Source organism: Microbacterium sp. H6, assembly GCF_003314775.1.
Classification (GTDB): Bacteria; Actinomycetota; Actinomycetes; order Actinomycetales; family Microbacteriaceae; genus Microbacterium; species Microbacterium oxydans.
The window spans coordinates 23173-32753 of the sequence record NZ_QOAY01000304.1; the positions used below are offsets into that span (position 1 = coordinate 23173).

Here is a 9581-nt window from a genome sequence, read left to right on the forward strand (position 1 = left end):
ACCGTCCAGGCTCGCGGGAATGCGCTCGCGTCGTACAGGAACGACATCGCACCCGGCTCGCCGAGTCGGGAGAAAGGGATGCCGCTGCTGTCTAGCATCTCCAACACGACCATCGCGCCGGCCGATGTCGCCCACGCCGCGGACGCGACCTGCAGCACGGTCAGCTCGATCGACCCGCCCACCCGGGACGCATCTCGCCCGCGCACATTGCGGAAGAACAGAATCCATAGCACCGCACCGACCGTGACCGTCGAGGACAGGTCCGCGATCCCCTGTCCGGCCGCGGTGGAGATCCCCACATCCAGCCCCGGGAAGCTGACGAAGATCCGGTCGTATGGGGCTTCGCCGGCCAGGATCGTGGTCGCGACCGCCGGTGCCACCGACAACATCACCACGAGGACGGTGAGCAGAATCAGCGGCCACCGGCTGAGATGCTTGACCGGCGGGTCGGACACCGGTGCGACGTCGGGTGCGGGCGGGGGTGCGACGGTCACAACTGGTCGGTCGTCCATGACAGCACCGTGTAGCCGGCCTCCGTGACCGCCGACTCGACGGCGGCGCGTTCCACCGGGCTCGTGTGCTGTAGCCGGACCCGGCCGGACGTGGCGTCCGCGTCTACCCCGACGACCCCCGGCACCTCGCTCAGCTCGGTTCGCAGCGTCCGCTCGCAGTGTGCGCAGGTCATCCCGTTCACCACGAGCTCGGACTCATCCATACCCATCACGTCCTTCCCGTCACGCACCCCACTAACTCTACAAGATGTCCAAGATCGTTCGGTCAGGACGAAACCTGGAGCCGGCGGATTCGACAGGCGTTCTCGGCCGGACCGAGTCGATCGCTGCCACCTCACCGGAACCGGTGGCGCGAGGGTGAGTTGCGGACAGTCGCGCCTGCCGCGGTGCTTGTCTGGACGTCCGCGCGACCACGCCACCGATGGCGGGTTTCCCTCCGAGCGCTGCCACTGTCGTCCGGAGCTGTTCGATGCGATCTGCTGCGTCCTTCGTCAGGTGGGAAGGATCCGAATCGCCTGCGGCAATCGCCGCCGCCCTGCGGACGGCCATCGGCGAGCAGTGAGGCGCACGGCACGCAGGTGCATACTTTCATCGCCGGTCGTGTTCGCGAGCACAGTCAGCGCGTTGGCAAGATGCGCGGCGCCCGCCTGCCGGGCGGCCGCGTCATCTGCGGCCAACTCGATGAGCAGTACGGTGGCGCGCTGGAGTGCGCGCCCCGGCAGCACGCGGGGCAGGCACAACGCATTGATCTGCGCGATCCGGACCGCCCACCCGTGCCATTGCCGCAGATGCGCGTACTCATGTGCGAGGACCGCCTGCAGCTGCGATACGGTGAGCGTCTCCTCCATCGCGGTGGAGAGGAGGATCTCCGGGTGCTTCCCGGGGACAGCGCACGCGATGGGCTGGTCGCAGCGGAACCGTACCAGGGTGAACCCGCCCCGCTCCTCCCGCGATTTGGCCAGCGCCGCCGCTACTTGACTCGACTGTTCGGCGCCGGTCGAATCCGCAGCCGATGTGGCCACGAACGCGATCACGGCCCCGAAAGCCCCCAGGCCCAACCACCCGCCCGCCGTCACCAGCACAGCCTGGCCGTGCGATGCCACCTCCGAGACGGTCACGGCCGCCATGACGCTACCCGCCACTGCGGCGGCGGCCAAGCTCAGCCCGAGGAAGAACGCCACGAACCACGCGGTCAGCGCGGCCCGCGGGTGCAGCAACTGCCACCGTCCCACCGTCAGCACCAGCGGGCTCAACACCGCCGTCAACACCGCGGCGCCCGCGGACGCTGCCGTGAAAAGCAGCAGGCCTTCGCCCGTCACCGTGGGCGGCCGGTGTCGGGGAACACGGACCGCAACAGTGCGATGTCCTGTGCGTCCAGGTTGCCTGCGAATGCCAGCAACGCGGCCTTCCGATCCTCCGCCTGGTCGAGCGTGGAGATCATCGACGCGCCCGCGTCCTTGCCATCCGGTCGCGGTACTGAGAAACGCACCTTCCGAGGCGACTGCTCGATGCGCAGCACTTGTCCCTTGCGCTCCAGTCGGGTGAGTGCGGTCATCAACGTCGTGTATGCAGGTACGGGCCCCGAGAACAACTCCTGCAGCTGGCGAGCGCTAACGAGTTCCCCTTGTCCCCGCAGCAGTCGCAGCAACTCACGTTCGAGCTCGCCCCACTCCCTGGTCCGTGCACCCGTCATCGCTCACCTCCGCACCAACGCTAATGCACAGCAGGCGCGTACGGCCATGCCGGAGACGGTACAACTGGCAGAGAGGACGAGTTGTCGACTATGTAGCGGACCGGGTGGCGTCGCACCTGGCAGGAATGCGCGGGGGCGACGAGGACACACTCATCCAACCAGGAGCGATGCTGATCAGTCATCGCAACGTGCAGCGCGAGCGCATGACTACGGCTCATTCAAAGGAAGCGCCAGAGCAAATGACTACAATCGAAGCGTGTTCCGCTCACTCCGATTCGCCTGTGCCGGGCGACTGGAACGCAGTGAGATGATGATGCGGCTTATTGGCATGATCGGTCTCACGCTTCTGCTGATCTTCGCCATTGGTGCCGCCGACTACTACAGCGCCGACGTCGCCGCTGCGTCGACTTCAGCCGGGTCGTCTCTTGAAACCGATGTCGCAGGTTCGGATGCAACCAGTGCGGGATCGGCGGGCATGGTGACGCAGTTTGCGACGGGCGTAGCACAGGCGGACCCGGTCGCGGGGGCTGTGCTGTGCGTCCTTGGTGTTCTCTGCGGGCTCGTCGCCGCGGTCATGCTGTACCGGTTACTCGGGCGCGCGACAGCAGTGGTGGCGGAGAGCGGCCTCGCTCATTCGCGGACGAGTGCTATTTCGAAGCCCGATGCGCTGAGGCGGACCTCGCTGACTCTGGCGACTCTCAGCATCTCGCGGACCTGACATCTCGGAGTGCCGCGCCTCGCGGGCGTGCACCCCATCGAGCGTTCGCTCGATCTTCGACCGTGTCAACAGTCCTTGGAGTACCTGATGAAACCCGCCGTGAAAGCCGGTCTCGTCGCCCTTGCCGCCGCCATCGTTCTGATCATCGTCGCGGTGATCGTCGTCCTCATCAACCAGCGAAACGGTTCGCCGCCAGGATCTGAGGACGGAGGTTCCAGGGCACAGGTCCTGCGAGAGAACTCACGCGTTCTCGACGATGGGGGAGACGGCTCGGTGACGGTCGTCGAGTTCCTCGACTTCGAATGCGAGGCTTGCGGTGCCTTCTACCCCGTGGTTGAAGACCTTCGGGAGCGATACGACGGCGAGATCACCTACGTCATCCGCTACTTCCCTCTGCCGGGGCACCTGAACTCCAGGAACGCCGCATTCGCCGCCGAAGCGGCGGCGCAGCAGGGACGCCTGGAAGAGATGTATCGCAAGCTCTTCGAGACGCAGGCCGAGTGGGGTGAAGCCCCGGAATCGCGGGCGAGCCTGTTCCGAGGCTTCGCGGAGGAGATGGGCCTGGACATGGCCGCTTACGATTCCGCGATCTCGGATCCCGCAACGGTCGCACGAGTCGATCTCGACTACAACGACGGTCGGGCACTGGGAGTGAGCGGAACTCCGACGTTCTTCGTGAACGGCGACGCCATCACGCTCGAGCGCTACGACGACCTGGAGACTGCGATTGTCTCAGCGGGCGAGCGAACATGAAACTCCGGGGGCTCTCTCACCGTCGAGTGATCATCGTCGGCTCCGGCCATGCCGGTCTCTCTGTCGCCGCCGAACTCTCACGTTCGGGCCTGCAGCCGCAACGGGATTTTGCCGTGATCGACAGCAACCCCGACGGGCAACGCTCGTGGGCCTTCCGCTGGTCGTCCATGGAACTCCTGACCGAGGCCGGCCGCAGCACGGTCGCCGGCCAGCATCTCACCGGTGACCCCTATCGACGCCCGTCACCGCGCGAGATCGAACAGCATCTCCTCGACGTCGAGTCGAGTTTGGGGGTCACGACGATGTGGGGCATCAGAGCGACAGGTGTGGAACGTCTGGGAGACGGTTCGACTCTCCTCCTGTCAACGAATGAAGGGCCGGTACAGACGCGCAACGTCGTCTGCGCGACGGGGGCGGCGGCTCGACCTCGGACTCCGGGGTGGGCGGTGGGTGCCGCGGTGCCGGGGATCATGGTTCACAGCGCGGACTATCACGGACCAGGTCAGATTCCCCGCGGCGACGTTCTGGTCGTCGGAGCCGGTCACAGCGGCCAGCAGATCGCACGCGAACTCAGCAGCACGCACCGCGTCACGCTGTCCTCCCGACCGACGTATGCCTCGGCAGGTCGACCGATACGGCGCCTCGTCGGGCGACGTCGTACAGACGCGAGAGGCGCGGCGGCCCTCTCGCTGGATCCAGAATGGGCGCAGCTTGGTATCGACGTGGTGTCTGCGGCGGTCGCCGCGGACGGAGCGCACATCGTCTTCGACGACGGCCGGCGAATCGCTCCGCAATCGATCATCTTCGCGACCGGATACCGGCCCGCGGACGGATGGCTTCCCCGCAGGGTACTCGATGCTACATCCGGTCGTGGGAAGCGCGGGACCACGGGCGTCCCGGGTTTGTTCGTTGTGGGTATGCCGACCTACGGCAGCCGGGACGCCGACACCTTCGCCGGCGCACGCCGTGACGCGATCTCGATAGCGCGTCACATCATGAAGCGCCCCTGAACACGCTCGCACGACACCACTAACCGAAACGAGGATCACACATGAAACATCCGATAGCCGTGAGGATGTATGCGTGGGTCACCGTCGCGTGCGTGCTGCCGATCGCCGCGACGGTTCTGCTGGTGTCGCCTGCTGCTTCAGCGTCCGCCGCTGGGGATGTCGCACCAGCGACCACGTCCTCCGCTCCCGGGCCGACCTCACCCCCCTCGCCGTCGCCGACGGTCGAAGAGACGGAGTCCGACGACCACCCCCAACGGCAGAATGGGGAGCGGCCGGTGGAGCGAGACGATCTCGGGTTCCTCGGCATCCTGTTTGTGACCGGCATGGGGTTCGTCCTCGTGGCTGGTGCTGTCGGTGTCGCCGTCGCCGGATGCAAGCGCCGCCGCCGGGACCGTGCCGTGGCCAAGACGGACAGGGGAGCGTGACGATGGGCGCACGGGTGCCGAAGTACGCCTTTGCATTCGCCGTCGCCGGCGCGACGGTCATCATCGACCAGGTGTCGAAGGCTGTCGCCTTGGCGCAATTGAGTACCACGGAGCGCATTCCGCTGCTGGGAGACCTCCTCGGGCTGCAACTCGCGTTCAACCCGGGTGCCATCCTGTCGTTCGGTTCCGGAGCGACGCCGCTGCTGACCGCAATCGGAGTCGTGGTGACGGTCGTGCTGTTCGTGAGTGCAGTCCGTTCTCGCACCACCTGGTGGGCGGTCGGTATCGGGTTCGTCCTCGGCGGGGCCATCGGCAACGTCCTGGACCGTCTCTTCGCACCCCCTGCATTCGGTCGCGGATACGTCACCGACTTCCTCGCCTACTCAGACCTCTTCATCGGCAACCTGGCAGACGTGGCGCTGGGCGTCGGTGCCATCGTGCTGGCCATCGGGCTTGTTCGGCGCCGCCACGGCGCAGAGGAGAACGCTGCACCCACTCCGTCGCTGGCCTCAGAGGAGATGAGCGAACGTATGGAGAAATCATGACGCAGAAGAAGCGGACCCCTTCCACATATCAGCGGAATGCTCTGGCGCCGAGCCTGCTCGCAGCCGCGGTACTCTTCCTCGCCCCCGTGCTGCTGGCAAGCGACTGGGCCCCGGTCGTGCTCTACGCCACGTCGATCCTCGCGGTGATCGTCGGATGGTTCGCCGTGCAAGCGCGCCACTGGTGGTGGATCCCCGTGTTCGTCGCCATCGCCGTCCTGTGGAATCCGGTGATGCCCTTCCCGTTCGCCGGACCTGTCTGGACTGGGATCCAGCCCGCGGCAGCAGTCGTCTTCCTGGTGGCGGGAGGCCTGATCAAGTTCCCCCGACCCTGATGTCGGTGCTCATCGCTCAGCTCATCGACGGGCCGGAGGGGACCCGTCGATGACTCCGTGGATCCCCGACGTCGCACCCGCCTTCCCGGACTACTTCGCCGTGGTTCCTGGGGCGTTTCCGGTGCTACCCGTGTTCGCCGGGCTGCTCGCGGTTCTCTACATCGCCGGGGCCGTGCGCATGTGGGTGCGGCGTCGACGCTGGTCGGTCTGGCGCACGCTCAGCTTCCTCATCGGCTGTGCGCTCCTAGCGGCGACGACCGGTCTCGCCGTGGAGAACTACGGCTACGCGCTCATGTCGGTGTTCATGTTCCAGCAACTCACTCTGATGATGGCGATTCCGCCGCTACTCATCCTGGGATCCCCGGGCACCTTGCTGCTCCGCGCCACCCCGCACGTGGGAATGGGACGCACCGCGCTCGCCGTCGCCCAAGCGGGGCTGCGCAGTAGACTCGCGCGCTGGGCACTGAGCCCATGGGCCGCACTCCCTCTCTATCTCGCCGCGTTCTACGGCCTATACCTCGCGGGCTTCGCAGACTCCATCCTGGGCTCGACCGCGGGACACATCGCCCTCGAGGTGGCGTTCCTCGGCGCTGGAGTCATCTTCACGATCCCCATCCTGAGCTCCGACCCGCTGCCGGTCCGCCTCAGCCACGGCGGTCGCGCCCTCGACGTGTTCGCCGAAGCAGCCCTGCACGCCTTCTTCGGCGTGTTCCTCATGATGGCCACCACGATGCTCATCACCCACTTCGTCGCCCCCACGCAAGCCATGGGACTAGACCCCATCGAAGACCAGCAACTCGCCGGCGGACTCGCCTGGTCGTACGGCGAGGCCCCCACACTCCTCATGCTGATCTACGTCATGCACCGATGGTTCCGGGAAGACACCGCACGATCCGAGGCACAGGACCGGTACGTTGACATCCACGGATCATCCGAACTGGACGACTACAACGCGTACCTCCAGAAACTTCGCGAGCGGGACATCGGCCCGGTTCCGACATTCTCTCAGCGTGTTCCTCCGCGCTCACGTCGACCAAGTGCTTGAGGTCTCCGGCGACAGTACGACCGCCGGAGAGGGGCAGTGGTCGATAGCGCGGAAGGACTCTGACCGGGCTTCTCCGTACTGAATCACGCCTGGTGGTGGTGCGGTGTTCCTATGGCATGCTCGGCTTGCTTGAGCGCTTCGTCGACGAGGGCTACGGCGTGCTCGTCGGTGAGCCGATAGAAGACCCGGGTTCCTTCCTGCCGGGTGGTGACGATGCGGGCGAGTCTCATCTTCGCGAGATGTTGCGAGACAGCTGTCGAGTGTTTGTCGACGATATCGGCGAGGTGGTTGACGGACATCTCTCCGTCGCGGAGCGCGAGGATGAGGCGGACCCGCGTGGCGTCGGCGAGCATGGAGAAGATTTCGACGGCGAGTTCTACATAGGGGCTGTCGGGATGCCGAGCGCATGTGCTGTCCGAGTTGGTCATGAGGCCATCTTCTCCTGTTCAATCGATTTCGGTGTGTTCGTCGGGGATCGCCATCCGCGGCTGGCGATCAGCCCCGCCACGATGGCGATCACGGCGAGGACCGCGGCCGCGACCGTCAGGCTTGCGGCGCCGATCCATCCGGCCAGCGGGTAGGTGATGAGGAAGCAGGCGTGGGAAAGGGAGAACTGCGCCGTGTAGATGTAGTTGCGGGTGTTGTCATCCGATGCGCGAGCGAGCAGTCGCGCAGAGGGGGTGCTGATCATCGAGTTCCCTGCGCCGATGAACAGCCACAACGGGAGCAACAGCCACCAAGCACCTCCCCCGGCGGCCGACGTCGCCCAAGCGGTCATTCCCACTGCACCGATGAGGGCGAGGGAGCTGACAGTGGCTCCGGTGAGCATGAGGCGACGGTCGCCGATGCGTTCCACGAGTCTCGGGACGTTGATCGCGACCAGAAGGGACCCGGCGCCGTAGCAGGCGAGCGCGAATCCGAGGCTGCTGTTGTCGAACTGGAACACGTCTCGGGCGTAGACGACGGTGTTCACCAGCACCAGAGCGGTGCCGGCACCGACCACGAGGTTCATCGCCATCAGGAACCGCAGGCTTGGCGTCCTGGCGAAGATTCTTGCGCCGAGGGTTGTGCGGTGCCACACCGATCCTGTGGTCGTGACGGGTGTGCGCGAGGGGAACGGGGTCACCAGCACGAGCACGGCCGAGAGGGCGAAGCCGACCGCGGTGCCCACGAACAGCAGGTTGAACTCGATCACGCTCAGCAGCGCGGCAGCCAGCAACGGGCTCACCAGTGCTTCGAGGTCGTAGGCGAGACGGGACAGCGAGAGCGCCTTGGTGTAGTCGCGTTCGTTGGGCAGAACCACGGGGATTAGTGATTGGAACGCGGGGGTGAACGTCGCCGACGCGGACTGCAGGATGAACACCAGCAGGTAAATTTGCCAGATATCGGTGAGGAACGGCAGAGAGATGGCGACGGCGAGGCGGATCACGTCCGCCCCGATCAGTACGGCCTTCCTCGGCAGCCGATTCACTAGAGCGGCGATCACGGGCGCCACGCCCACATACGCGACCATCTTGATCGTCAGGGCGGTGCCCAGCACCGCCCCGGCATCAGCCCCGGCGATGTCGTACGCGAGCAGGCCGAGCGCGACGGTCAGCAGCCCGGTTCCCAGCAGCGCCACCACCTGAGCGGTGAACAGATTGCGGTAGCGAGACTCCCGCAGCACACTCAACACATCAAACCTCGTTACCTGCATAGTTGCGTAGATACGATGCAACCTTAGCACTCTCCGCAACGGCAGGCGCACTTCGCGGACGACTCACATCCGTCTGCGCTCCTGTGGGGAGGGGCTGCCCTGCCGCATGGGGATCTTCTGTTGACCAGGTCAGGCAGGCGGGCGGGAGCGTCAGGCTGGATGGAGAGGCCGGTTCCCTGCGGTGGTTGTGAGCCCGGTCAAGTCCGCGTGGACGCGCGTGCTTGCCCGGAGGACATGGGGTCTGCGGGTCCGTGACCGGAGCCCGGTCTGCGCACGAGCCCCGATCGCAGCAGGATGATCGTGTCGAGGACGAGAGTGGTGAGCACGCTGATCACGACGGCGACGAAGAAGATCATCGGCTCGATCCAATTCTGACCGCGAAGCAGGGTGAGCGTGATGAAGAACAGGATGAACTTCGCCAGCCAGCTGCCGAGGACGATGGCGAAGAAGATTGGCACGTACAGCGGCGAGCCGTACCAGCGGTTCGCGACAAGCAGGCTGATCGCGGTGATTGCCAAGAAGACGGCGGTCAGCACGACTCCGGTGATCGCGCTGATCAGACCCCGCTCTGCGGCAAGGAGCCAACCGATGCAAGCCCCGACAAAGGCGAGGCCGACGGTGATCCCCGCACTCCACCGCAATGTGCGGCGAAGGACTGGCGTGCTCGTCACTGTAGTCATCGTCGTCGCATTCCTCGGTCGTGGTGGGTCATGGGGACGCTCCGGGGCGTAGTTCCAGCCATCGGCCGCGGATGGCCCATTCCAGAGGGCCGGTGCGGAAGTGGCGCATCCATAGGAGCGCTCCGAGGATGCATCCGCCGATGGCGAGAAGGGAGACGCCGACGCCCTGCAG

13 protein-coding genes and 1 pseudogene are annotated in these 9581 nt (G+C 65.9%); 7 read left to right on the plus strand and 7 right to left on the minus strand.

Going from position 1 to position 9581, the window contains the following annotated elements; all coding sequences use genetic code 11:
- The 4 genes and pseudogenes from DSP71_RS24410 to DSP71_RS19885 all read right to left on the minus strand — a co-directional run.
- A pseudogene (locus DSP71_RS24410) lies at positions 1-494 on the minus strand (cytochrome c oxidase assembly protein); the annotation flags it as partial.
- Positions 491-742, minus strand: coding sequence for a heavy-metal-associated domain-containing protein (locus tag DSP71_RS19875; protein WP_231477275.1), 252 nt, complete (start codon positions 740-742; stop codon positions 491-493). The pseudogene DSP71_RS24410 and the gene DSP71_RS19875, both read right to left, overlap by 4 nt.
- 261 nt (positions 743-1003) lie before the next feature.
- Complete coding sequence (locus DSP71_RS19880) at positions 1004-1831, minus strand: M48 family metalloprotease (RefSeq protein ID WP_231477277.1); 828 nt, start codon at positions 1829-1831, stop codon at positions 1004-1006.
- A complete protein-coding gene (locus DSP71_RS19885; RefSeq protein ID WP_036290860.1) occupies positions 1828-2205 on the minus strand; it encodes a BlaI/MecI/CopY family transcriptional regulator in 378 nt (125 codons plus the stop codon). Before DSP71_RS19885 ends, DSP71_RS19880 begins: the two co-directional genes overlap by 4 nt.
- Positions 2206-2461: 256 nt before the next feature.
- On the opposite strand from DSP71_RS19885, the gene DSP71_RS19890 reads away from it, so the two are divergent.
- The 7 genes from DSP71_RS19890 to DSP71_RS19920 all read left to right on the plus strand — a co-directional run bounded on the left by DSP71_RS19890 (position 2462) and on the right by DSP71_RS19920 (position 7033).
- Complete coding sequence (locus DSP71_RS19890) at positions 2462-2923, plus strand: hypothetical protein (protein WP_147251417.1); 462 nt, start codon at positions 2462-2464, stop codon at positions 2921-2923.
- An 87-nt stretch (positions 2924-3010) separates the two neighbouring features.
- Positions 3011-3676 carry a thioredoxin domain-containing protein gene (locus tag DSP71_RS19895; RefSeq protein ID WP_036290865.1) on the plus strand — a complete coding sequence of 222 codons (666 nt, stop codon included), beginning with the start codon at positions 3011-3013 and terminating at the stop codon, positions 3674-3676.
- Entirely contained in the window at positions 3673-4686 is a 1014-nt protein-coding gene (locus DSP71_RS19900; RefSeq protein WP_036290868.1) for an NAD(P)-binding domain-containing protein, read from the plus strand. The genes DSP71_RS19895 and DSP71_RS19900 overlap by 4 nt, the downstream gene beginning before the upstream one ends.
- A 275-nt stretch (positions 4687-4961) precedes the next feature.
- The gene (locus DSP71_RS22570) at positions 4962-5111 is read left to right on the plus strand and encodes a hypothetical protein (RefSeq protein ID WP_157544391.1); all 150 of its coding nucleotides are present in this window, start codon (positions 4962-4964) and stop codon (positions 5109-5111) included.
- A 2-nt stretch (positions 5112-5113) separates the two neighbouring features.
- Positions 5114-5656, plus strand: coding sequence for a signal peptidase II (locus tag DSP71_RS19910; protein WP_051498892.1), 543 nt, complete (start codon positions 5114-5116; stop codon positions 5654-5656).
- Entirely contained in the window at positions 5653-5988 is a 336-nt protein-coding gene (locus DSP71_RS19915; RefSeq protein ID WP_036290874.1) for a DUF6804 family protein, read from the plus strand. Before DSP71_RS19910 ends, DSP71_RS19915 begins: the two co-directional genes overlap by 4 nt.
- A gap of 49 nt (positions 5989-6037) precedes the next feature.
- Positions 6038-7033 carry a cytochrome c oxidase assembly protein gene (locus DSP71_RS19920; RefSeq protein ID WP_082758459.1) on the plus strand — a complete coding sequence of 332 codons (996 nt, stop codon included), beginning with the start codon at positions 6038-6040 and terminating at the stop codon, positions 7031-7033.
- 83 nt (positions 7034-7116) lie between these two features.
- Here DSP71_RS19920 and DSP71_RS19925 read toward each other — a convergent pair whose 3' ends face one another.
- The 3 genes from DSP71_RS19925 to DSP71_RS19935 all read right to left on the minus strand — a co-directional run bounded on the left by DSP71_RS19925 (position 7117) and on the right by DSP71_RS19935 (position 9409).
- Entirely contained in the window at positions 7117-7461 is a 345-nt protein-coding gene (locus DSP71_RS19925) for a metalloregulator ArsR/SmtB family transcription factor (protein WP_036289360.1), read from the minus strand.
- Complete coding sequence (locus DSP71_RS19930; protein ID WP_062765650.1) at positions 7458-8708, minus strand: MFS transporter; 1251 nt, start codon at positions 8706-8708, stop codon at positions 7458-7460. Before DSP71_RS19930 ends, DSP71_RS19925 begins: the two co-directional genes overlap by 4 nt.
- Before the next feature lie 218 nt (positions 8709-8926).
- Positions 8927-9409: a hypothetical protein gene (locus DSP71_RS19935; protein WP_051498841.1), complete on the minus strand. Its 483-nt coding sequence runs from the start codon at positions 9407-9409 to the stop codon at positions 8927-8929.
- Positions 9410-9581 lie beyond the last annotated feature (172 nt).

Excerpts from the sequence above, each read along its gene's own strand:
- DSP71_RS19910 (WP_051498892.1), top strand. The coding sequence starts at position 5,114 with ATGGGCGCACGGGTGCCGAAGTACGCCTTTGCATTCGCCGTCGCCGGC.
- DSP71_RS19925 (WP_036289360.1), bottom strand. The coding sequence starts at position 7,461 with ATGACCAACTCGGACAGCACATGCGCTCGGCATCCCGACAGCCCCTAT.
- DSP71_RS19885 (WP_036290860.1), bottom strand. The coding sequence starts at position 2,205 with ATGACGGGTGCACGGACCAGGGAGTGGGGCGAGCTCGAACGTGAGTTG.
- DSP71_RS19935 (WP_051498841.1), bottom strand. The coding sequence starts at position 9,409 with ATGACTACAGTGACGAGCACGCCAGTCCTTCGCCGCACATTGCGGTGG.
- DSP71_RS19915 (WP_036290874.1), top strand. The coding sequence starts at position 5,653 with ATGACGCAGAAGAAGCGGACCCCTTCCACATATCAGCGGAATGCTCTG.
- DSP71_RS19900 (WP_036290868.1), top strand. The coding sequence starts at position 3,673 with ATGAAACTCCGGGGGCTCTCTCACCGTCGAGTGATCATCGTCGGCTCC.
- DSP71_RS19895 (WP_036290865.1), top strand. The coding sequence starts at position 3,011 with ATGAAACCCGCCGTGAAAGCCGGTCTCGTCGCCCTTGCCGCCGCCATC.
- DSP71_RS19920 (WP_082758459.1), top strand. The coding sequence starts at position 6,038 with ATGACTCCGTGGATCCCCGACGTCGCACCCGCCTTCCCGGACTACTTC.